This window comes from Pseudomonas putida, assembly GCF_001941965.1.
Lineage (GTDB): Bacteria > Pseudomonadota > Gammaproteobacteria > Pseudomonadales > Pseudomonadaceae > Aquipseudomonas > Aquipseudomonas putida_L.
The window spans coordinates 1-22,981 of record NZ_MKZO01000052.1; the positions used below are offsets into that span (position 1 = coordinate 1).

The 22,981-nt window shown below is 64.3% G+C and carries 15 protein-coding genes; 7 read left to right on the forward strand and 8 right to left on the reverse strand.

Annotated elements, in window-relative coordinates:
• Window positions 1-200 precede the first annotated feature (200 nt).
• Entirely contained in the window at window positions 201-848 is a 648-nt protein-coding gene (locus tag PSEMO_RS25350) for a DUF6708 domain-containing protein (RefSeq protein ID WP_256721209.1), read from the forward strand.
• Between the two features lie 414 nt (window positions 849-1,262).
• Here PSEMO_RS25350 and glgX read toward each other — a convergent pair whose 3' ends face one another.
• The 7 genes from glgX to PSEMO_RS25385 form a co-directional block, all read right to left on the reverse strand.
• On the reverse strand, window positions 1,263-3,422 hold the full coding sequence (gene glgX / locus PSEMO_RS25355) for a glycogen debranching protein GlgX (protein ID WP_075805706.1): 2,160 nt from the start codon (window positions 3,420-3,422) through the stop codon (window positions 1,263-1,265).
• Window positions 3,423-3,514: 92 nt separating this feature from the next.
• Window positions 3,515-3,799, reverse strand: a complete 285-nt coding sequence (locus PSEMO_RS25360; protein ID WP_075805707.1) for a DUF2934 domain-containing protein — start codon at window positions 3,797-3,799, stop codon at window positions 3,515-3,517.
• Window positions 3,800-3,801: 2 nt separating this feature from the next.
• Window positions 3,802-6,588 (reverse strand): malto-oligosyltrehalose synthase, encoded by a 2,787-nt coding sequence (locus tag PSEMO_RS25365; protein ID WP_075805708.1) that lies wholly within the window; start codon window positions 6,586-6,588, stop codon window positions 3,802-3,804.
• Window positions 6,585-8,651, reverse strand: coding sequence for a 4-alpha-glucanotransferase (gene malQ, locus PSEMO_RS25370; protein WP_075805709.1), 2,067 nt, complete (start codon window positions 8,649-8,651; stop codon window positions 6,585-6,587). The genes PSEMO_RS25365 and malQ overlap by 4 nt, the downstream gene beginning before the upstream one ends.
• A complete protein-coding gene (gene treZ / locus PSEMO_RS25375; RefSeq protein ID WP_075805710.1) occupies window positions 8,648-10,411 on the reverse strand; it encodes a malto-oligosyltrehalose trehalohydrolase in 1,764 nt (587 codons plus the stop codon). Before treZ ends, malQ begins: the two co-directional genes overlap by 4 nt.
• A gap of 3 nt (window positions 10,412-10,414) precedes the next feature.
• Window positions 10,415-11,968 (reverse strand): glycogen synthase GlgA, encoded by a 1,554-nt coding sequence (gene glgA, locus PSEMO_RS25380; RefSeq protein WP_075805711.1) that lies wholly within the window; start codon window positions 11,966-11,968, stop codon window positions 10,415-10,417.
• 512 nt (window positions 11,969-12,480) lie between these two features.
• Window positions 12,481-12,837 carry a response regulator gene (locus PSEMO_RS25385; protein ID WP_075805712.1) on the reverse strand — a complete coding sequence of 119 codons (357 nt, stop codon included), beginning with the start codon at window positions 12,835-12,837 and terminating at the stop codon, window positions 12,481-12,483.
• Between the two features lie 259 nt (window positions 12,838-13,096).
• On the opposite strand from PSEMO_RS25385, the gene PSEMO_RS25390 reads away from it, so the two are divergent.
• The 6 genes from PSEMO_RS25390 to PSEMO_RS25415 all read left to right on the forward strand — a co-directional run bounded on the left by PSEMO_RS25390 (window position 13,097) and on the right by PSEMO_RS25415 (window position 21,017).
• Complete coding sequence (locus PSEMO_RS25390; RefSeq protein WP_075805713.1) at window positions 13,097-16,603, forward strand: response regulator; 3,507 nt, start codon at window positions 13,097-13,099, stop codon at window positions 16,601-16,603.
• Window positions 16,600-17,421: a CheR family methyltransferase gene (locus PSEMO_RS25395; protein WP_075805714.1), complete on the forward strand. Its 822-nt coding sequence runs from the start codon at window positions 16,600-16,602 to the stop codon at window positions 17,419-17,421. The genes PSEMO_RS25390 and PSEMO_RS25395 overlap by 4 nt, the downstream gene beginning before the upstream one ends.
• A complete protein-coding gene (locus PSEMO_RS25400; protein ID WP_075805715.1) occupies window positions 17,418-17,993 on the forward strand; it encodes a chemotaxis protein CheB in 576 nt (191 codons plus the stop codon). Before PSEMO_RS25395 ends, PSEMO_RS25400 begins: the two co-directional genes overlap by 4 nt.
• Entirely contained in the window at window positions 17,987-19,225 is a 1,239-nt protein-coding gene (locus PSEMO_RS25405; RefSeq protein WP_075805716.1) for a hybrid sensor histidine kinase/response regulator, read from the forward strand. Before PSEMO_RS25400 ends, PSEMO_RS25405 begins: the two co-directional genes overlap by 7 nt.
• 54 nt (window positions 19,226-19,279) lie before the next feature.
• On the forward strand, window positions 19,280-19,657 hold the full coding sequence (locus PSEMO_RS25410; RefSeq protein ID WP_075805717.1) for a response regulator: 378 nt from the start codon (window positions 19,280-19,282) through the stop codon (window positions 19,655-19,657).
• 100 nt (window positions 19,658-19,757) lie between these two features.
• Complete coding sequence (locus tag PSEMO_RS25415; RefSeq protein WP_075805718.1) at window positions 19,758-21,017, forward strand: T6SS phospholipase effector Tle1-like catalytic domain-containing protein; 1,260 nt, start codon at window positions 19,758-19,760, stop codon at window positions 21,015-21,017.
• 661 nt (window positions 21,018-21,678) lie between these two features.
• Here the strand turns inward: PSEMO_RS25415 and PSEMO_RS25420 are convergent.
• A complete protein-coding gene (locus PSEMO_RS25420; protein ID WP_075805719.1) occupies window positions 21,679-22,644 on the reverse strand; it encodes an IS110 family transposase in 966 nt (321 codons plus the stop codon).
• Window positions 22,645-22,981 lie beyond the last annotated feature (337 nt).

A 22,981-nucleotide genomic window follows, 5' to 3' on the forward strand; every position in this document is an offset into this window, starting at 1 on the left:
TCAAGCCAGGGTTTGGCTGGCGGTGTCAAGCGATGCGGTATAGGTAGTCAAAAGGGCTTCTCCCATGCACTGATTTGAGCGCTAATTATATGATATTTATGGATAATTTCCAAAGTTGATGACATTGGCCTGGCCCCTACGAATTACCAGTCATTGCCTCGAGCCTTGGGTTTGATACGCCTAACTATCAGGATGAGGTTTTGCTGGAGCTACCCCGTGCCTCGGCCCTCATCAGGGGGGTGGTGATTTGGTTTGCGCCAGTGATGTGCATATATCTGGTCACTCTGTTGGCGGATTTTTTTTCAATTGAGCAGACCGTGGGTTTTGAGTTGTGGGGACTATTCGTTCTCGGAGTTCTCGTTGGTGTCTGGTCTCTGTTCTTTTGCGTGAAAGTTGATGCGAACTCTCCCCGCGATTTGCCACTCCGCTTCAACCGCGCCCGCCAACGCCTCTACGCCTACAACTTCAAATACCGCTGGTGGAATCCCTTCGAGAAGTGGCGGGTAGTGCCCGTTGCCTACGACTGGTCACAAGTCCGAGCCGAACGCTGGAGAAGAACCCACTTCACCGCCCAGGGCGGCGCCATCATCCAGTTCGGCGTCGAACTGTCCATCGTCAAGCCCGGTACCAACCAAGTCATCGACCGCTTCCCCCTGACTGCCATGGGAGCAGACGAACACGCTTGGGCCTACGTCTGCACCTACATGCAACAAGGCCCCGACGCGCTGCCGCCGCCGGGGCCACCTCGGGACCATAACGATGTGCTGTGGTGCAACGTCGCCATGCTGCTGGCGCCGAAGGTCGAGTGGCCTGCTGATATGGATTTGGAGTCGAGGACCGCACCATGAGCAGTTCCGCAAGCTGGGCCAGCGCAAGGTGGCCCTCAATGCCGACGGCTGCGCCCAGCTGGCGCGGGAATCGATGCACTTCTAAAGCACGATACCGACCCGTTCATAGAACAAATCGTGACCTGTTGATTTACATAGGACCTGTGGGAGCGAGCTTGCTCGCGAACGGCGGCGAAGCCGTCGCAAAACCTGAGTCTGCGTCCTGCCTGACACACTGAGGTGGATGGTTTTGGGGCCGCTTTGCGGCCCTTCGCGGGCAAACCACGCTCCTACCTGGACCGCGTCGGCCATCAAGCCGAGATGTGTAGATAGCCATATAGCGATGAGGCCGGCACTGACAAAGATGTTGTCAGTGCCGGCCTCATCGCTGGCAAGCCAGCTCCCACAGGGTTCTCTGTTAGCCGCGAGGTCGGATCAGGCCTCCTCGTCCCGCACCAGCTCCAACAGCACCAGGCTGCGCCCCGTCACCTCATACTGCCCACCAAACTCCAGCTTCGGCGACTTGCGCCGCTTCGGCTGGTCGGTGTCGATCAGCGCACTCCAATACTCACCCTGCGGTACCTCGGGCAAGGTGAACGGCACGGTGTCATGGTGCGCATTGACGATCAGCAGCAAGGTGGCATCCGCCCCCGGCTTGAGAATCCCGCTGACCTGCGCCCGCCCATCCATGAGCATGCCCAGGCAGCGGCCATTGCCATCCTCCCACTGCTCCACACTCATTTCATTGGCATCCGGCGCCAGCCAGGTGACGTCCTTGACCCCGATCGCTTCGTTGTAATCACCCACCAGGAAGCGCGCCCGGCGCAGGATCGGGTAGTTGCGACGCAAGCGGGTCAGGCGCTTGACGAAGGTCATCAGCTCGGCGCCGTCCTCGTCCAGGTCCCAGTTGATCCAGCCGATCTCGCTGTCCTGGCAGTAGGCGTTGTTGTTGCCGTGCTGGGTGCGGCTGAATTCGTCACCCGCGACGATCATCGGCGTGCCCTGGGCCAGCAGCAACGTGGCGAACAGGTTGCGCATCTGGCGCAGGCGCAGGGCGTTGATTTCCGGGTCGTCCGTCGGGCCTTCGGCACCGTGGTTCCACGACAGGTTGTTGTTGCTGCCGTCCTGGTTGTTTTCGTCGTTGTCCTCGTTGTGCTTGTCGTTGTACGAGACCAGGTCACGCAAGGTGAAGCCGTCATGGGCGGTGATGAAGTTGACCGAGGCATACGGGCGACGGCCACGACGGTTGAACATCTCGCCCGAGGCGGTCAGGCGCGCGGCGAAGTCGGCCAACTGGCCTTCGTCGCCTTTCCAGAAGGCGCGCACGGTGTCGCGGAAGCGGTCGTTCCATTCCGCCCAGCCCGGGGCGAAATTGCCGACCTGGTAGCCGCCCGGGCCGCAGTCCCAGGGCTCGGCGATCAGTTTGACCTGGCGCAGCAGCGGGTCCTGGCGGCAGGCGACGAGGAAGCTGTGACGCTCGTCGAAGCCCTCGTGGTAACGCCCGAGAATGGTCGCCAGGTCGAAGCGGAAGCCGTCCACGTGCATCTCGCCAGCCCAGTAGCGCAGTGAGTCGGTGACCAGTTGCAGCACGCACGGGTGGCTGAGGTCGAGAGTGTTGCCGGTGCCGGAGTCGTTGATGTAGTAGCGCTTGTCGTCCGGCATCAGGCGGTAGTAGGAGGCGTTGTCGATGCCGCGCATGGACAGGGTCGGGCCCAGCTCGTTGCCCTCGGCGGTGTGGTTGTAGACCACGTCGAGAATCACTTCCAGGCCGGCGTCGTGCAGGTGCGCGACCATTTCCTTGAACTCGGCGATCTTGCCCTTGGCCAGGTAGCGCGGGTGCGGGGCGAAGAAGGCGATGCTGTTGTAGCCCCAGTAGTTGTTCAGGCCCTTTTGCAGCAGGTGCTGGTCGTTGACGAAGGCGTGGATCGGCAGCAGTTCGATGGCGGTGACGCCAAGGTCCTTGATATGCCCGAGCAGGTCGTCGTTCATCAGGCCGGCGAAGGTGCCGCGGGCCGCGTCAGGCACCGACGGGTGACGCATGCTGATGCCGCGCACATGGGCTTCGTAGACGATGGTCTTTTCCCACGGTGTGCCGACGCGGCGGTCGCGGCCCCAGGTGTAGGCCGGGTCGATCACCTTGCATTTGGGCACGTAGGGCGCGCTGTCGCGCTCGTCGAAGCTGAGGTCGCCGTCCGGATGCCCGATGGTGTAGCCGAACAGCGCTTCCGACCATTTCAGCTGACCCACCAGTTGCTTGGCATAGGGATCGATCAGCAGCTTGTTGGGGTTGAAGCGATGGCCGTTCTGCGGCTCGTACGGACCATGCACCCGGTAGCCGTAGATCAGCCCCGGATGGGCGTCGGGCAGGTAGCCGTGGAAGATCTCGTCGGTGTACTCGGGCAGTTCGATGCGCTCGATCTCGGTCTCGCCGCTGGCGTCGAACAGGCACAGTTCCACCTTGGTGGCATTGGCCGAGAAAATGGCGAAGTTGACCCCCAGGCCATCCCAGGTCGCACCCAGCGGGAAGGGCAGGCCTTCCCGGATGCGCGAGGGTTCGGTGTGTACGGTTTCTGCGGTTTCTTCTTTACGGCTCATGGGTCACCTGAAGCGTTCTTAGGGGTACAGGAGGCCTGCACGACAGCCCGAGGGCTGTCGCGTGTGGCGGAAATACAGTGGTGGTGCCGGGCTTAGAGCGGGGCAGGTTTCTTCGGCGCGCGAGGCTTTTTCACGGCGGCCGGCTTGGCCGCGGGAGGCTTGCTGCCGAGGGTCGCGGCAGGCGCGGCCTTGGGTTTGGCGGCGGCCTTGGGCTTGCTCGCTGTCTTGCTGGCGGACTTGGCCTGCGGCGCCAGGGCCTCGGCCTCGGCCAGCTTGCGTGCCATGTCCCAGTGGCGTGATTCCTGGCCTTCGGGTTTGCCTTCCGATTCCCAGATCTGGTACGCGAATTCGCGTATGCGTTTTTCCTCGACACTCATGGCTAGGCTCCTGATGACTCGATGTGATCGATAAAGAGATTCACGGGAAGGTGTTCCAGCGCGCTGCTCAGCCACAGCTCTCTGTTGTGTGTGACTGCGCTCTGTTCGAAAAGTCCCGAGCAGTTGGCAGTGGGCAGGTCGAACGGCAACAGCACCCGCGTGTCGTCCCAGTTCTGCGCCGGGATCAGCGGTTGCGCCTGTCCGCCAAGCAGGCCGGCCGCCAGGCGCGGGACGATGACCACCGCGTGCTGGTCATCGTGGATACGGGCGAAGGCCAGCACCCGCTGGGCATGTTTGCCGAGCACCTGCAGCGGCACGTAGTCGCCGCGCAGGAACAGCTCGGGGAAGCGCTGGCGGCGCTCCAGCACCTGGCCGATCAGCGCCTGCTTGATGCGGCCGTCGCGCCATTGGCCAAGCAGTTCGGCGACCGGCAGCTCTTCGGCCAGGGCCTCGCGGCGCGCCGGGAAGTCCACCGGGCGGCGGTTGTCTGGGTCGACCAGGCTGAAGTCCCAGAACTCGGCGCCCTGGTACAGGTCCGGGATGCCCGGGGCGGTCATGCGCAAGAGCGTCTGTACCAGGCTGTTCAGCGCACCGGGGCAGGCCAGGGCAAGGGCGGCTTCGGCGATGGAGTGACGCAGTTGCTGGCATTGGCGGTCCAGCAGGATGGCGTCGAGGAAGGCCGCGCAGGCCGTCTCGTAAGGCTCGTTGCTGGCGCTCCAGCTGCTGCGCAACTTGGCCTCGCGCAGCGCCTTGACCTGCCACTGGCGCAGGCGCTCGGCGTAGGCGCGCAGGCCCAGGTCGTCGTCCGGACCAAGGTCCAGCGGCCAACTACCGAGCAGGGTCTGGTAGAGCATAAGTTCATCGCCGGCGCTGGGTGCGGTGCCGTCCGCCAGGTCCTGGCGCAGTGGCTCGGCCAGTTCGCGCCAATGCTCGATGCGCTGGGCGTACCAGTCGGGACGCTCGCTGATCACCGCCAGCCGGGCACGCATGTCCTCGCCACGCTTGTGGTCGTGGGTGGCGGTGGCCAGCAGGTTGTCCGGGAATGCGGCCAGGCGTTGCTGGCAACTGGCGTGGAAGGCCGAGGGCGGCGCGCTGAAACGCTCGGCATCGAAGCCGACATCGTTGCGCGACAGCAGCACCGCCGAGCGATAGAAAGTGGTGTCTTCCACGGCCTTGGCAGCGGTGGGCGAGGTCAGTTGCTGGAAGCGCACGCAGGCATGGCGCAACTGCTTGCGCGCACGGCCCGGCGGCAGGCTGCGCCAGCGCTCGCCGCCGAGCCAGCGTTGCAGGTAGTCAAGCACGTTGGCGTCGGCATCGCCGAGGCTGATACGGGCTTGTTCCAGGGCCTGCTGGAAGAACGCTTCATCTTCGGCAGGACGGCCACAGGCGTTGATATAGGTGCGATAGACCGGATAGTGCTCGACCAGCGCCTGCAGCGCACGGCGGATCGCGCCGAGGGTCAGGTCGCGGCTCATCACATCGTTGCGCGCCACCTGCAACAAAGCCTGGGCCACCGATTCGAAGTCGCCGGCAAGCGTGCCTTGCAGCACCAGTTGGCGGGCTTGGCGGATCTCGTCGGCAAACGCCGGGCGCTCACTGAGGTCATGCCACAACTCGGTCAGCGCGGCCTCACCGGCCGGATCGTGTTGCAGCAGCGAGACCTGGTTCATGAATTCGTAACCGGTGGTCCCATCCACCTGCCAGTCGCGGTGCAGGCTTTCGCCGGGGCCGAGGATCTTCTCGACATAGATCGGCAGGTGCTCCAGCGCGGCATTCAGCGGCCGCTCGGCGAGCAGCGCGGTAGTCCGCCGACGCAGCTTGCGGCAGTAGCCACGCGGATCGGCGAGGCCGTCGATATGGTCGATACGCAGCCCGTCCACCAGCCCTCGGCCGATCAGCTCGAACAGCTCGCCGTGGGTCGCCTCGAACACCGCCGGCTTTTCCACCCGCAGCCCGCCCAGTTCGTTGACGTCGAAGAAGCGCCGCCAGTTGATATCGTCCGCCGCGGTGCGCCAGCTGGCCAGGCGGTAGTGCTGGCGCTCCAGCAGGGCGTGCAGGCGCTTGAAACCCTCTTCATTGCGCGAATTGAAGCCTTCCAGCAGACGCTCGATATCCACCGCGTGCTGGGCATGGCAGGCCAGGCTGGCGAGCACCCGCAGCAGCGGCTCGGCCTCGTCGGCATCCTTGCAGGCGGCGAAGCGCCCGGCCAGGTCGCGCAGGTCGGTCAGCTGGCTGCCGGCGAGGATCAGGGCGTAGTCCGGCGGGCTGATGGGGAAGCGGTGGTCATGGTGATGCACCAGGAAATGCCCGCTGGCGGCGTCGAAGCGCAGCGGCGCGGCGCCGTCCTGCAGGACCTTGCCGTAGTCGTCGGCAAGGAAGGGCAGGAGTAACTGGCCTTCGAGCAGCGGGTCCGGCGAGTGCCACTGGATATCGAAGAATTCGGCGTAGCGGCTGCGTCGGCCCCAGGCCAGCAGGTCCTGCCACCAGCGATTATGTTCACCGCCGACGGCCATATGGTTGGAGACGATGTCCAGCAGCAGGCCCATGCCGTGCTGGCGCAAAGCGGCCACCAGACGCTCCAGTGCCGCCTCGCCACCCAGCTCCGGGCTGACCTTGGTCGGATCGACCACGTCGTAACCATGCATCGAGCCGGGGCGGGCCTCCAGCAGCGGCGAGGCGTACACATGGCTGATACCGAGGCGGGCGAAGTAGGGCACCAGCGGCACCGCATCATCGAGAGTGAAACCGGCGTGGAATTGCAGGCGCAGGGTCGCGGTCATGGCTTTCATTGGTCGCGCTCCCAGGCTTGCTCGCGGGATTGCGCGAGCAGTTCCAGGCGCCGTGCGGCATCGACATCGTCGAGCAGCTCGCGGGCCGGGGCGGCGAAGCGCCGCTGCCAGTTGGGATGGCCGTCGATGGTCCCGGGCAGGTTGGGTTGTTCATCTACCCCGAGCAGGTCCTCCAGCGGCAGCAGCACCAGGGGCGCGCGGGTATGGCCGAGCAGGCGCACGCTGGCGTCGATCACGGCGTCGGCATCGTTGAGCGGGTGGTGATAGTTGCTTTCCAGCAATTGGCGCAGTCCCTTGATTTCGGTTTGTCGGGTTTCCCGCCAGTCCCGTTCGGTAATGGCGTCGATCAGTTTCAGGCGCTGGTTCCAGTCGATATCCCGCGACGCCAGCCAGCCGGCCAGGGGCGGCAGGTCGTGGGTGCTGGTGGTGGCCAGGGCGCTGTCCGGCCAGTCGAGGATCGGCTTGAAGCGCCCGGGCGGATCCTGTTCGAACAGCAGCACACGCATGCCGAGGATGCCCCGCGCCGCGAGCTTTTCCCGCAGGCCCTCGGGCACTGTGCCGAGGTCTTCACCGAGGATGATCGCGCGGTTGCGCACCGACTCTAGGGCCAGCAGGCGCAACAGGTCGTCGATCGGGTAATGCAGGTAGGCGCCTTCTGGCGCGGTCGCCCCGGCCGGGATCAGCCACAGGCGGTACAGGCCCATCACATGGTCGATGCGCAGGCCGCCGGCATGGGCGAGGTTGGCCCGCAGCATCTCGATGAAGGCGCGGAAACCGTTGCGCTTCAGGCCTTGCGGCGAGAAGGCGGTGATGCCCCAGTTCTGCCCGGCGCGGTTGAGGATGTCTGGCGGGGCACCGACGTGCACCTCGGCCAGCAGTTCGTCCTGGCGGGCCCAGGCCTGGCTGCCGGCGCCATCGGCACCCACGGCGAGGTCGGCGATCAGGCCCACGGCCATGCCCTGGCCGCGCGCGGCTTGCTGAACCCGTTGCAGGCCGCGGGTCACCAGCCATTGACAGAACACGTAGTACTCGATGGCAGCGGGGTAGTTCTCGGCGAACTGCGCCACTTCAAGGCTGCCCGGGTCGCGCCAGCCGTCATGCCAGTTGCGCCAGTCGGCGGTCACGCCACGGCTGGCGGCGGCATCGAGCAGGGCTTCGTAGCGACAGTGATCTTCCAGGGCCTGGCCACCGGCCTTGCGGAAACTGTCGAAATCCTCGCGCAGCGGATGCTCGCCCCGGCTGAAGTCGCGGTACAGGGCGCGCAGCAGTTTCTGCTTGGCGGCTGCGGCCAGCGGCCAGTCGATCAGTGGCAACTGCTCCAGTTCGTCGAAAGGCTGTTCGAGGGATTCCTTGGCGACCCGCACCACGCGCTCGCCTAGCAGCAGTTCCGGGCTGGCATACAGGGCATTGAAGAACAGCCGGCTGGACGGCGAATAAGGGCTGAAGGTGTGGGCATTGTTGGCGAACATCGCATGCATCGGGCTGATCGCCAGGGCGTCGGCGCCGCGCTCGGCAGCACTGCGGGCCAGGGCTTCTAGGGCCTGGCAGTCGCCGAAGCCGCCATCGCCGGGGCGGCGCAGGCTGTAGAGCTGGGCGCTCATGCCCCAGGCCCGGGCCGTGGCCTGGTGTTTTGCGTCAGCCAGGGTGAAGCAGCGCAGCGGCGCCACGGCGACGGTGAAGCCCTGGCCATTGATATTCAGGCGGTGATAGCCGAGGGGCAGGCCGCCCGGCAGCTTGCCCTTGGGGTCCAGGCGCAGGGCCTGTTCGCTGCCGTCCTCGAGGGCGGCGTGCACCAGGCTGCCGCCGTCGAACCAGCGCGACAGGTCCAGGGTTGTGTCGATATCCACCGTCAGCAAAGGCGGCAAGTGTTGCTCGTCTTCGGCCTCTTCCAGCGCGGCCAGGCTGCTGGCGATGCTGTCTGCGTCGTCGGCAGGGTGGCCAAGGGCGCCGAGTACCCGGCGCAGATTGGCTTCGCTGACCTGTTGTGCACGGCCGTTGGCGTCGATCCAGTCCACGGCGACGCCAGCGCGTCGGGCCAGATGGTGCAATTGCAGGTCACTCATGGGGCAGGCTCCGCTGCGGCGTGGGAATTCAGACTGACCAGGGCGCTGTACGGGGGCAGCGTGCCGGGTTGATGCACTGCTTCAGTGCAGTTGAACAGCGGTTGATGGGTGTCCGGCAGGTGCGACTGCACCGGGTCCGGGCCGAGGTTGAGGTCGATGCGCAGTTCGCGGCCATCGCCCAGTTGCCAGCGGGCGCTGACTGCCCTGTCGCCGAGCACTTCGGCACCGAGGGCACGGGTGCCGGCGAGGTGGGGGACGAGGTGCTGGCGGCGCAGCTCTAGCAGGTGGCGGTAGAAGTCCTCCCAACTGGCGCTGTGGGCGTTGCGCTTGGGGCGTGAGTCGAGGAAGGTCTGCACGGCGTTGGGGTCGGGAATGCGTGCGCGTTGCTCGGGGTCGGCGAAGGCAGCGAAGCCCTTGAACTCGGCACGGCGACCGTTGCGCACGGCGTCGGCCAGCTCATCGTGGTGATCGGTGAAGAACAGGAATGGCGACTCGCTGGCCCATTCATCGCCCATGAACAGCAGCGGGATCATCGGTGACAGCAGGAGGAGGGTGGTTGCTGCACGCAGGGCCTGGGGCGAACACAGGGCCGGCAGGCGCTCGCCGAGGGCGCGGTTGCCGGTCTGGTCGTGGTTCTGCAGGAACAGCACGAACGCGGTCGGCGGCAGGTGCGCGCTGGGTTCGCCCCGGGGCGTGCCGTGGTGGCTGGTTTCGCCCTGGTAGACGAAGCCTTCGCCCAGGCAGCGGGCCAGACGCGCTGTCGGCTCCTGGAAGTCGGCGTAATAGCCTTCCTTTTCGCCGGTGAGCATGACGTGCAGGGTGTTGTGGCCGTCGTCGTTCCATTGCCCGTCGAAAGCGCTCTCCAGCAGGCTGGCCTGGTTCGCCTCGTTCTCCAGCACCAGCCAGCAATGGCGGTTCTCGCCGCAATGCTGGCGCACCGCACTGGACAGGGCGCGGAGGAAGTCCGGGTCCTCGATGGCATGCACGGCGTCCAGGCGCAGGCCGTCGAAGCGGTAGTCGCTCAGCCACATCAGGGCGTTTTCGATAAAGAAGTCGCGCACTTCCGCGCGGCGGAAGTCGATCGCCGCGCCCCAGGGCGTGTGCTTGTCCTCGCGAAAGAAGCGCTCGGCATAGCGGTGCAGGTAGTTGCCGTCCGGGCCGAAGTGGTTGTAGACCACATCGAGCATGACCATCAGCCCCAGGCCATGGGCCTGGTCGATCAGCGCCATCAGTTCGTCCGGCGTGCCGTAACTATGCTGCGGGGCGAACGGCAGCACGCCGTCGTAGCCCCAGTTGCGCTCGCCGGGAAACTGGTGGATCGGCATCAGTTCGATGGCGGTGATGCCCAGTTCGGCCAGGCGCGGCAGTTCGCGCATGACCCCGGCATAGCCGCCGAGCAGGCCGACATGCACTTCCTGGATGACCGCCTCGGTCCATGGCCGGCCGCGCCACTCGGTGTTGCGCCAGGGGTAACGCTGCGGCGCCACCACCTGGCTCGGGCCATGCACGCCCTGGGGCTGGAAACGCGAGGCCGGATCAGGCACCGACAGCTCGCCATCGATGCGATAGCGGTACAGCGCGCCCTGCGGGCAGCGCCGATGAAGACGGAACCAGCCATCGGCCTCGGGGGCCATGGCGAAGGTAGCGCCGTCCAGCTCCAGTTCGACAGTACGGGCGTCAGGCGCCCACAGGGAAAAACAGGTGCGCTGGCCGTCTTCGACCAGCGCGCCATGGGTGAAGCGCAGGGGCAGTGCCGCCATGGATCACCCCCGCACGCAAGCGGCGCGAACGACCAGGTCCTCGTACAGCCGGGCGTACGGTTCCACCGCCTGGCACCAGTTGAAGGGTTGGGTCATGGCCAGGCAGCGCATGGCGTTGAGCAGGTTTTTCTTCTCGAACACGTAGAAGGCCCGGCTCAGCGCTTCGCGGTAGCTGTCCACGGTGGATTCGTCGAAGAGGAAGCCGGTCACCCCGTTCTCGATGGTGTCCGCCAGCCCGCCGGTATTGCGGGCGATCGGCAGCGAGCCGAAGCGCTGCGCATACATCTGGCTCAGGCCGCAGGGCTCGTAGCGCGACGGCATCAGCAGGAAGTCACTGCCGGCGAACATGCGCCGTGCATCGGTCTCGTTGAAACCGATGCGCACGCCGATCCGGCCGGGGAAGCGCAGGGCCAGTTCGCGCATGGCCTGTTCCTCTTCCGGCTCACCACGGCCGATCACCGCGAGCTGGCCGCCTTGCTGGACGATGTACTCGGCCACGCCCAGGGTCAGGTCCAGGCCTTTCTGGTACACCAGGCGCGACACCACGGCGAACAGCGGGCCGGTGGACGGCTCCAGGCCGAACAGCTCGCGCACCTGTGTGGCGTTGGCCGCCTTGCCTTCCCAGTCGTTCAGGCCGAAGTTGTGTTGCAGATGGCTGTCGGTGGCCGAGTTCCAGCTCTCGTCGATGCCATTGGGAATGCCGCTCAACAGGCCTTGCTGGGCCTTGCTGGCGAGGAAACCGTCAAGGCCGCAGCCGAACGCCGGGGTGGTGATTTCCTCGGCGTAGGTGGCGCTGACCGTGGTGATATGGCTGGAGTAGGCCAGGCCGGCCTTGAGGAACGACAGCTTGCCGTAGAACTCCATGCCTTCCTGTTGCAGGGCATGTTCGGGGATGGCCAGCTCCGGGGTGCAGGCCAGGCTGTGCACGCCCTGGTAGGCGAGGTTGTGGATGGTGAACAGGGTCGGCGTGTTCAAGCCGCGCCAGTGCATGTAGGCCGGGGCCAGGCCCGCGGGCCAGTCATGGGCGTGGATCAGTTCCGGGGTCCAGTGGACCATGCCTTCGCCGGCGGCGATTTCCGCGGCGGCCAGGCCCAGGCGGGCGAAGCGGATGTGGTTGTCGGGCCAGTCGCGACCGTTGTTGGCGCCGTAGGGGGTGCCTTCGCGCTGGTACAGCTCAGGGCAGATCAGCACGTAGATGACCAGGCCGTCAGGCAGGTCCATGCGGCCGATCTGGCAGGGAGGCAGGGCGGCATGGCCACCGAGTTCGCCGACCACATGGATCGGGTAGTCGCTGTCCATCACTTGCGGGTAACCGGGGATCAGCACGCGAACATCGTGCAGGTGGCGCAGGGCCCGGGGCAGGGCGGCGGAGACGTCGCCGAGGCCGCCGGTCTTGACCAGGTCGGCGATTTCCGAGGTAACGAACAAGACTTTGCGTTTGTGCCGGTTCTGCCTGTTGTCGCCGACGAAGCCAAGGCCGCCGGTATCGACGATCTCGTTGCCCACGGGGGCGCTGTTGTCTGGATTGAAATGCGGTTCGACAGCGGCACTGATCATTTAACTTCTCTCCGTCCCTTGTGCTTTGGGCGATTCGCCCGAATGCGATGCCTGTATCTGTTCTCTCTTTCTCTGCGAGCGGTGTTGCTTCCCTGTGGTCCGTGCAAGCGCTGCGCCAACCGGCGCTCCTGCCGTTGACGAGGTGACGAAGTGTAGGGATGAGCCGGTTGCGTCCGGGAACGCCGGAAACGATGACCTGCTTGAATTCCTGACTGGCCGGGTTCCCACAAGGTTCAAACTTTTTCGGGAGATGCTTGCAGGCGGACGACAGGCAGGATTGAGGAGTGTAGGAGAGGGATGGAATAAGCGGTGACCCGTTGGTCACATTTCAGAATGAAGACAGGTGGATGGTGTCGGGGTGCCTGGCCAGGAACTTCCGGGCGGGCAAATGAACCTGTGGGAGCTGGCTTGCCAGCGATTTGGCCCGGCCTGACAACCTCTTTGTCAGTGCCGGCCTCATCGCTGGCAAGCCAGCTCCCACAGGGGGCCAAGCTCGCCTTGAAAGTGAGGCTCTAGCCCAGAATGGCCTTCATCTTGTCCCTGAGCTGATCGATCCCGAACGGCTTGCTGATCATATGCATCCCCTCCGGCACATCGATGCTCTGCCCATACCCGCTGGCGAACAGGATCGGCAGCATTGGCCGCAGTTCCCGGGTCTGGCGGGCCAGTTCCTTGCCGTCGATGCCCGGCAGGCCGACGTCGGTGAGCATCAGGGCGAAATGCTGGTCCGGATTGCCAAGCAATTCCAGGGCTTGTTCCGCGTCCTCGGCCTCCCTGACCTCGTATCCCAGTTCCTCAAGGACGTCGACCATCAGCATGCGCACGATGTTGTCGTCTTCAACGACCAGAAGTGGGGCGGTGGCGGGCATGGGTAACTCCTGCGGCAATGATTGTTACTCACTCTGTAAGCAGCGCGCCGCCGGAAGTTCCCGGCATCGACGACGATGAGCATAGCGGGGCGCGATAATGCACGGAACGAATCCAAACGTCATGCCTCAAATACTGGCTTTGTGCCCTGCGAACAGCCGCGAAGACGGATAGACTGGGACATCAGCGTCAGTCAGGCACCACCCGCCTGATCCATAAGCCAAAAAAACAATCGCCACACTCTGCCGCATGGACCAACAGATGAATCAGTCAAACCCTATCGACCAGCAGCGCTTCCAGAAGCTGCTGGTGCGCAATATCAGCCTGCCCCTGGGAGTGGGGCTGCTGAGTGCCGTGGTGTTCATCGCCGTGATTGCGTACCTGCTGTCGGTGATCCAGTGGGTCGGCCACACCGACCGGGTGATCAACAACGCCAACGAGTCGCTCAAGCTGTCGATCGACAAGGAAACCGGCATGCGCGGTTACCTGCTGACCGGCGAAGCGCACTTCCTCGACCCCTATGAGCTGGCCAAGCCACGCATCGCCGCACAGATGCAGACCTTGCGCGAACTGGTGGCGGACAACCCGATCCAGCTCGATCGCCTGACCCGCCTGGATGCTCTGCAGGCCGAATGGAACGACTTTGGCCGGGAGATGATCGAGGCCCGGCGCACCAGCGGCGATTACCGCTCCGATATCCAGGCCGGCCGCGGCAAGCGCCTGACCGACCAGATCCGCAAGGAATACGAGGACTTCGTCGGGCTGGAGCAGCAACTGCGGGCCAAGCGCAACGAAACCGTGAGCACCACCACCTGGGTGTCGATTTCCCTGTACCTGCTGTTCGTCATCGTGGTCAGCGGCCTGCTGGCCTGGGTCGGGCGCCGCGACCTGCTTAACCTGTCGCGCAGCTACCAGGCCAATATCGAGGCCCAGGAGCGCTCCACCGAGCGCCTGGAGCAGCAGGGCTGGATCCGCAACGGGCAGAACCAGCTGGCACAGCAGGTCCTGGGCCAGCAGACCCTGCCGACCCTCGGCCACAACATCCTGCAGTTTTTCTCCAACTACCTCGGTAGCGTGGTTGCCGCCCTCTATGTGCGCGACGAGCACGACAACCTGCATCGGGTCGCCAGCTACGGCTTCTCCCGCGAGCAGGATGCCCGCGACCAGGTCATCAGCCCCCACGAGGGCCTGGTCGGCCAGGCCCTGGCACAGAATCGCCTGCTGACCCTGGAAGAGGTGCCGGAAGACTACTTCAAGGTCAGCTCGGGCCTGGGCGAAGGCCTGCCGCGCAGCGTGATGCTGATGCCGGCGACCAATGACGGGCAGATCAACGGCGTCCTTGAACTGGGCTTCCTGCGTCCCCTGAGCGCACGTGACGGTGAGCTGCTGGAGCGGGTCGCCGGCAACCTCGGTACCTCCATCGAAAGTGCCCGCTACCGCCAGCGCCTGCAGGAAGTCCTGGCCCAGACCCAGCAGCTCAACGAAGAACTGCAGGTCCAGCAGGAAGAACTGAAGACCGCCAACGAGGAACTGGAGGAGCAGTCGCGGGTGCTCAAGGAGTCCCAGGCCCATCTGGAAACCCAGCGCGCCGAGCTGGAGCAGACCAACGAGCAACTGGCCGAACGCACCGACGCCCTGGCTTCCCAGCGTGATGCCCTGGATGTCAAGAACACCGAGCTCAACGAGGCCCAGGTGCAGTTGCAACAGCGCGCCGAGGAACTGCAGCGCTCGAGCAAGTACAAATCCGAATTCCTCGCCAACATGTCCCATGAACTGCGTACGCCGCTCAACAGCACGCTGATCCTGGCCAAGCTGCTGGCGGAAAACCCGCAGGACAATCTCAGCGACGAACAGGTCAAGTTCGCCGAGTCGATCTATTCCGCGGGCAACGACCTGCTCAGCCTGATCAACGACATTCTCGATATCGCCAAGGTCGAAGCCGGCAAGCTCGATGTGCGCGCCGAAACGCTGCAGGTGGCGCGCCTGGCCGATGGCCTGCGCGGGCTGTTCGAGCCGCTGGCGGCGGACAAGGGCCTGAGCTTCGGCGTCAGCGTCGAGCCACAGGTCCCGGCGACCCTCTACACCGACCGCCAGCGTCTTGAGCAGATCCTCAAGAACCTGCTGTCCAACGCACTGAAGTTCACCGAGCAAGGCCAGGTCAGCCTGACCCTGGCCCCGCAGGCAGGCGGCGGTATCGTGTTCCTGGTGCGTGACAGCGGCATTGGCATCGCCGCCGACCAGCAGGAGGCGATCTTCGAGGCCTTCCACCAGGCCGATGGCACCACCAACCGCCGTTACGGCGGCACTGGCCTGGGCCTGTCGATTTCCCGTGACCTGGCCCGCCTGCTCGGTGGCGAGATCCAGGTGCAGAGCGCGCCGGGCCAGGGCAGCGTGTTCAGCCTGAGCCTGCCGGAAAGCTACGAGCCGATCGTCGACCAGTTGCAGCCGTCCACCCTCAGCCGTCCGCAGCCGCTGGCGCAAAGCCTGCCGGCAGCACTGCCGGAAGTGCCAAGCGTGCCCCTGGCCGAAGGCCCGGTGCGCCGCCTGGCCTTCGAGGATGACCGGCACAAGGCGCCGTTCAGCCAGCGCTGCATCCTGGTAATCGAGGACGAGCCGAACTTCGCCCGCATCCTCTTCGACCTGGCCCACGAGCTGGGCTACAACTGCCTGGTGGCGCGTGCCGCCGACGACGGATTCGAGCTGGCCGAGCGCTTCGTCCCGGATGCCATCCTGCTGGACATGCGCCTGCCCGACCATTCCGGCCTGACCGTGCTCCAGCGCCTTAAAGAACAGGCCGCCACCCGGCATATCCCGGTGCACGTGATTTCCGTCGAGGACCGTATCGAGACCGCCCTGCACATGGGCGCCGTGGGTTATGTGGTCAAGCCCACCAGCCGCGAGGAACTGAAGACCGTCTTCGCCCGCCTGGAAGAAAAGCTGACCCAGAAGCTCAAGCACATCCTCCTGGTCGAGGACGACGACCTGCAGCGCGAGAGCATCGCCCGCCTGATCGGTGACGATGACGTGCAGATCACCGCCGTGGGCACCGCCCAGCAAGCCCTGGACCTGCTCAAGGCCCATGTCTACGACTGCATGGTGATCGACTTCAAGCTGCCGGACATGCCGGGCAACGAGCTGCTCAAGCGCATGACCGTGGACGAGATCCAGTCCTTCCCGCCGGTGATCGTCTATACCGGGCGCAACCTGAGCCGCGACGAAGAGGCCGAGCTGCTCAAGTATTCCCGCTCGATCATCATCAAGGGCGCACGCTCGCCGGAGCGCCTGCTGGATGAAGTGACACTGTTCCTGCACAAAGTCGAATCGACGCTGTCCCATGAAAGGCAACGCATGCTGCGCACCGCGCGCAGCCGCGACAAGGTCTTCGAGGGGCGCAAGATCCTCCTGGTGGACGACGATGTGCGCAACATCTTCGCCCTGACCAGTGCCCTGGAGCACAAGGGCGCCCTGGTGGAGATCGCGCGCAATGGCCGCGAATCCATCGAGCGCCTGGAGCAGGGCAGTGATATCGACCTGGTGCTGATGGACGTGATGATGCCGGAGATGGATGGCTTCGAGGCGACCCGCCTGATCCGCAAGGATCCGCGCTGGCGCAAGCTGCCGATCATCGCCGTCACCGCCAAGGCAATGAAAGACGATCAGGAACGCTGCCTGCAGGCCGGGGCCAATGACTACCTGGCCAAGCCGATCGACCTCGACCGGCTGTTCTCCCTGATCCGCGTGTGGCTGCCGCAACTGGAGCGAATTTGAATAGCGAACGCAATACCGACATCGAGATCCGACTGCTGATCGAGGCCATCTACCTCAAGTACAGCTACGATTTCCGCGACTACTCCGGCGCTTCGATCAAGCGCCGCATCCTGCATGCCGTGCGCCAGTTCGACTGCGCCACGGTCACCGGGCTGCAGGAAAAGGTGCTGCATGACCCGGGCATCTTCATGCAGTTGCTGCAGTACCTGACCATTCCGGTCAGCGAGATGTTTCGCGACCCCAGCCACTTCCTCGCTCTGCGCCGGGAGGTGGTGCCGCACCTGAAGACCTGGCCGTCGATCAAGATCTGGATCGCCGGCTGCAGCACCGGCGAAGAGGTGTATTCCATGGCCATCCTGCTGCGTGAGGAAGGCCTGCTGGAGCGCACCATCATCTACGCCACCGACATCAACCCCAACTCCCTGGAGAAGGCCAAGCAGGGCATCTACAGCATGGACGCCATGCGCAACTACGAGCGCAACTACCAGGCCGCCGGTGGCACCCGGGAGTTCGCCAGCTACTACACCTGCGCCTACGGCAACGCCATCATGGACGGCAGCCTGCGCGAGAACGTGACCTTCGCCGACCACAGCCTGGCCACCGACAGCGTGTTCTCCGAGACCCAGCTGGTGTCGTGCCGCAACGTGCTGATCTATTTCAACAAGGGCCTGCAGGACCGCTCCTTCGGGTTGTTCCACGAGTCCCTGTGCCACCGCGGCTTCCTGGTCCTGGGCAGCAAGGAGACCCTGGACTTCTCCGCCTATGCCAACCGCTTCGAGCCGCTGGTCAAGCCCGAGCGGATCTACCGCAAGCTATGAAGCGCATCGATGCGATCGTCATGGGCGCTTCGGCCGGCGGGGTCGCCGCGCTGCTCTCGGTGATGGCCTGCCTGCCGAAGGACTTTGCCATCCCGCTGATCTGCGTGCTGCACCTGCCGGACGACCACGAAAGTCAGCTCGCCGAGGTGTTCTCGCGCAAGCTGGGGCGGCCGGTGCGCGAGGCGCGGGACAAGGAGAGCATCGAGCCGGGCATGATCTATGTCGCCGGGCCCGGTTATCACCTGTCGGTGGAGCGTGACCGCAGCCTGTCCCTGAGCCAGGAAGACCGCGTGCACTACTCCCGGCCATCGATCGACGTGCTCTTCGAGTCCGCCTCCGACTGCTACGGGGCGGCGCTGGCCGGGGTGCTGCTGACCGGGGCCAATGAAGATGGTGCCGCCGGTCTGGCACGAATCAGTGAGTACGGTGGTCTGAGCATCGTCCAGGACCCGGCCCAGGCCCAGGTCTCGGCCATGCCGGCGGCTGCGCTGGCCCTGCATCGGCCTGACCACATACTCCCTTTGAATGGCATCGGGCATTTGCTCGCCAAGCTGGAATCACAAGAATGCTGAGCCACATCCAAGCCAAACTGCTGATCGTCGACGATCTTCCGGAGAACCTGCTGGCGCTCGAAGCGCTGATCAAGGCGGATGATCGTGCGGTCTACCAGGCGGGCTCCGCCGACCAGGCCCTGTCGCTGCTGCTGGAGCACGAATTTGCCCTGGCCATTCTCGATGTGCAGATGCCCGGCATGAACGGTTTCGAGCTGGCCGAACTGATGCGCGGGATGGAGAAGACCAAGCACATTCCGATCGTTTTCGTCAGCGCCGCCGGGCGCGAGATGAATTATGCGTTCAAGGGCTATGAGAGCGGCGCGGTGGATTTCCTGCACAAGCCGCTGGACACCCTGGCAGTGAAGAGCAAGGTCAAGGTCTTCGTCGAGCTGTATCGCCAGCGCAAGGCCCTCGACCATCAGGTCCAGGCCTTGGCGCGCAGCCAGCAGGAACAGCAGCAATTGCTCGAGCAGTTGCAGGTGGCCCGCGGCGAACTGGAGCGGGCGGTGCGCATGCGCGACGACTTCATGTCCATCGTTTCCCATGAGGTGCGCACGCCGCTCAACGGGCTGATCCTGGAAACCCAGCTGCGCAAGCTGCACCTGGCCCGGGACAACGCCGATGCCTTCACCCTGGACAAGATGCGCGCCATGGTCGAGCGCGACGAGCGCCAGATCAACAGCCTCATCCGCCTGATCGAGGACATGCTCGATGTCTCGCGGATCCGCACCGGCAAGCTGTCCATCAGCCCATCACGCTTCGACCTCGGGCAACTGGCCGGGCGCCTGGTGGAAAACTTCGCCGCCCAGGCTGCGGCGGCCGGCTCGGTCATCGAGCTGGAGGGCAGCGGCGTACTGGAAGGAACATGGGATGAGTTCCGTATCGAACAGGTGATCGCCAACCTGCTGAGTAACGCCCTGCGTTACGGGGCGAAACGGCCGGTGCAGGTGCGGGTACTGGAGGATGACGGCATGGCCTGCGTGGAAGTGCGCGACCAGGGCATCGGCATCAGCCCGCAGAACCAGCAACGGATCTTCCAGCAGTTCGAGCGCGTGGCGTCCAACCACAGCGTCGCCGGGCTGGGCCTGGGGCTGTATATCTCCGAGCAGATCGTCCTGGCCCATGGCGGGCGGATTTCAGTGAGCAGTGCCGAGGGCGAAGGGGCAACGTTCCGCGTCCACTTACCGCTGGTATGCGATATGCATGAACGAAAGAATGAAAGTGGTCGCTCCGAAGCAACCTCTGCGTAAGCCCGGGGTCTGTATGGTCATCATCACCCGAATGAATAGAATCAAGGCGTTGGCATGAGCGTAGATGCGCAAGATGTAGTACTGGTCGTCGAAGACGAGCCGGTTATCCGTATGGTCCTCAATGATTACCTCTCGGGCGAGGGCTACCGCGTCCTGCTCGCCGAAGACGGTGCCCAGGCGTTCGAGATCCTCGCCAGCAAGCCGCACCTGGACCTGATGGTTACGGACTTCCGCCTGCCCGGCGGAATTTCCGGCGTGGATATCGCCGAGCCGGCGGTCAAGCTGCGACCGGACCTCAAGGTCATCTTCATCAGCGGCTACCCGGCGGAAATCCGCGAGTCCGGCAGCCCGATCGCCTTCCGCGCGCCGATCCTGGCCAAGCCTTTCGACCTGGATAGCCTGCGCGAGCAGATTCAGGAATTGTTGGCCTGAGCTTCAGCCGATTCGTACGCGTTGAGTCGATTTCCCTTATACCCCGCGATTTCGCGGGGTGATCCGATCGGTTCCTTGTTCTCACGACACAGGAACCGTCATGAATCCGACACTCCCTCCCCGTACCCGCGACATCACCCTTCACCTCGGCCTGTTTTTCGACGGCACCGGCATGAACCTGCACAACAGCGAGCAGGGTGGCGCCGGCAGCTATGCCCTGGGCAAGAGCAATGTGGCGCGGTTGTATGCCCTTTATCCGCACTGCCAGCAGCTCGCCGGTGACGCCCGGCAGGCTGCGCTGGCGCTGTACATCGAGGGTATCGGCACCCGGCGTGGCGAAGCCGATGCCCTGATCGACCAGGCCACCGGACGCGGCGCCTCCGGCGTGGCGGCGCGGGTGGCGCAGGTGCCCAGGCAGGTCGAAGCGCTGCTGCAGGGTTTTTTGGTGGACAACCCGACGGTGGCGGTCTCGCACATCAAGCTCGATCTGTTCGGTTTCAGCCGCGGCGCGGCGGCCGCACGTCACCTCGGTAATGATCTGCAGGGACTGCGCAGTGCCTGCGGCGACATTCCGCTGAGCGTGAACTTCATCGGTCTGTTCGATACCGTTGCCAGCATCATTGCCCCGCTCAAGGGCAATTTCAGCGCGGCCAATGCCGATTTCGACGGGTTGCGCCTGGGCTTGCGTGCCGGCCAGGCACGGCGGGTGGTGCACCTGGTGGCTGCGGACGAGCGACGGCTGAACTTCCCTCTGGTGGCCGGGCCGGATGACCGGGTCGTGCCGGGGGATCACTGCGATATCGGCGGCGGCTATCGGGACGGCGTGGAGCATGCGGTGCTGGAGCGCCCGTTCAGCAGCATCGAGTGGGCCCACGTGCCACTGGAAAGCACCAGGGCCTGGCAGCAGGCGAGCCAGTGTCTGCAGCGGCGCCAGGAGGAATGGGCGGCGCTGGGGCTTGGCGTGCGCCTGCAAAGCCAGACCGTCGACCAGCCGTTTGTGCCCAAGCGCGATATCCAGCGGGAAAAGCGCGTGCGGGTGTGGATCGAGGGTGAGCGGGAGGTCTCGGCCGATCTGTCGTGGGTTTACCTGTGGATGATGCACGAACTGGCGCGGCGCGCTGGCGTCCCGCTGACTGCACCCGAGCAGGGATTGCCCGAGGCATTGCAGGGCATCGCGGAGAAACTGCTGGCCGGGCGCGGGCTGGAGACTGAAGAGATGGCCTTGTTGCGGCGCCGCTACATCCATCGTTCGGCCAACTGGAATGCGCAGTTGCAGTCGGACAGTCCGTTGCTCGATTGCCTGTTCATCAACCGGCCGACAGTGGATGGGGTGAGGGTGGTTCATTCGATTGTGGAATGACCTCAGGGCCGCAAGTCCGGCAGCGCACCCAACCTGCGCTGCCGGACACGACGCGGACACTGTGGGAGCTGGCTTGCCAGCGATTGCGGTAGTGAAGCCGCTATCGCAATCGCGGGTGAACCCGCTCCCACAGGTTACTCGGCCAGCCGCAGGTTTTGTGTTCGACGCGGTCACTGTGGGGGTTTACCCGCGATTGCGATGCTGAGGCCACTACTGCAATCGCTGGCAAGCCAGCTCTCACAGGTTGCTCGGCCAGCCGCAGGTTCTGTGTTCGACGCGGTCACTGTGGGAGCGGGTTTACCCGCGATTGCGATGCTGAGGCCACTACTGCAATCGCTGGCAAGCCAGCTCCCACAGGTTGCTCGGCCAGCCGCAGGTTCTGTGTACGACGCGGTCACTGTGGGGGTTTACCCGCGATTGCGATGCTGAGGCCACTACTGCAATCGCTGGCAAGCCAGCTCCCACAGGTTGCTCGGCCAGCCGCAGGTTTTGTGTTCGACGCGGTCACTGTGGGAGATTCTATGGCCGGAGGCAATTTTTTGCCGACGGCCTTTTCTGGCCTCTCCATTTTCTACAGTCGTGAGTTATCGCACCTGTGAGGATGCTCCCAGGTGTATGGCTGTTTCAGAGGTTTAATCGCTGTACTGTGCAGCAGTTCCAGTCAGCCGACTGGTTTTGCACCTCCGGTATAGACCTGCGGTTTCCAGTCCGTTTGGCTCTTCATCAAGCCATACGCCAGTCGCGCCAGCTTCCGCGAGAGGATTACCAGCGCCTGAGTGGTCTTCTTGCCGCGCTCCAGATGGTGCGCGTAAAACTGCTTCCAGGTCTGGGTTCGACTACCGCTCATCGCCGCATTGTGCAGCAGCCTGCGAACCTCCGAGTCCCCACGCTTGCTCAGCCTTCCTCGACCGACCCACTTGCCGGACTGAGCCGTTATCACGTCCATTCCCAAGTACGCGACAAACGCATCGCTGTTGGCGAACTCACCGCGCATGAACGACATCACCAAACCAGCAGCTGTGAGAAAACCAACACCTGGCAATTGGCGAAGACGACGTAACTGATCCTTGAGTCCCGCTTCTTTGACGACCTCGTGCAAACGCATTTCGAACAATCGCTCAAGCCGTTTGAACGTCTTTTCGAGGATCCCAAGTTCTTCCTCGAACAGCTTTTCTCCCGACAAGCTCATTCGCATCATGCCGCGCATTTCCACGATCTTGGCGCGGCGTCGCAGCAGCATCTGAAGCTCGCGGTGACCGGGCGGTGCCGGTATCCATACCTTCAGTGACGCGCGCTCCCTGTTCAGAAAGCGAGCGAGCAAGGTGGCGTCATTGGCGTCAGTCTTCGCTCGCACTCCGAGGCTGTCACGGTACCGGCTCAGCCTGAGACCATCGACGACATAAACGCTCAGGCCCGCACCATGAGCCTGCTCGGCAAGCTCCATGTGATAGGAGCTGGTTGCCTCGATGGCCAAGGCGGATCCCTTGGGCACTGTCTTGAGCCAGGTCTTGATCGATTTCGGAGTGTTGGGGATGGCGAAGGGCTTGGTGTCTGGACCGCTTTGAATCACCAATTCATCTTTGGCGACATCTACACCAGCTTCGAAGGGTACTACGGGCATTGCCATTACTAACTGCTCTCTGTAGCGTGACGCGACTTGAAGGGCACACCCTGGCGCAGGCTTGCATCTATCGTCGCTTGCAAACGAGGCATTCCTTATCGGCGCTTGGGGTGTTGAAAGGAGGAGGGGTGATTTCTCCCACGGTCTGTACTGCTCGCGACAGTCAGAAGCGAGTTATGTCCCTCCTCCTCCCTTCAAGTCTCACACCATACAAGCGGGTTTACCCGCGATTGCGATGCTGAGGCCACTACTGCAATCGCTGGCAAGCGAGCTCCCACAGGTTGCTCGGCCAGCCGCAGGTTCTGTGTACGACGCGGTCACTGTGGGGGTTTACCCGCGATTG